1 pseudogene is annotated in these 566 nt (G+C 59.0%); it reads right to left on the bottom strand.

Features of this window, described 5'->3' with window-relative positions:
* Nucleotides 1-566, bottom strand: a pseudogene (locus JL015_RS27565) (neuraminidase-like domain-containing protein); the annotation flags it as partial.

Genomic DNA, 566 nt, shown 5'->3' with positions numbered 1-566 from the left:
TCGCCAAGGCTGTCGGGCGTCACTTGTCGATAGGCCATGTCGCCACGGTCGATCAGGTTCTTGATGTAGTGGAAGTAGACGGCCTTTTGATAACGGACCGGGTCGCTGGCGGCGATGCCATCCGGGTCGATGGGGGCACGCATGAAATAGTCCGGGTCCGGCAGCTCGGTCAGCGGGCGGACATTCCAGTAGGCTGGCGCGCCGGTGCTGGAGTTTTCCTTGCGTCCCGGATCGAAGATGAATCCCAGCCAGAACTCGGCTTCGTTGAGCCGCAGCTCCAGATTCAGGCGGTGGGAAATCATGAACGGCAGATGCAGGAACAGCTCCCAGAAGTACAGGCCGTTGGCCCCTTTGAAGTCCATCTTGCTGGGGGCGGTTTCTTCGCCAATCGGTGGTTCCGGCAACTGCTGAGTACCCCAGGACAACAGCGCTTCCAGGGCGATATTGGCCTTGTTGATCAATTCACGGGCAAACAGGGTGTTCATGCGGATCGGGTCGCGCTCGTCGCTGGAGGAACCGTCGCTGAATTTTATGGTGGAGGCAGAGAAGTCGATGTATTCGGCGAT

This window comes from Pseudomonas cichorii (assembly GCF_015471405.1).
Classification (GTDB): Bacteria; Pseudomonadota; Gammaproteobacteria; order Pseudomonadales; family Pseudomonadaceae; genus Aquipseudomonas; species Aquipseudomonas serbiensis.
Note: the sequence above shows the minus strand (reverse complement) of the source record. Positions and strands in the feature narration are given on the sequence as shown.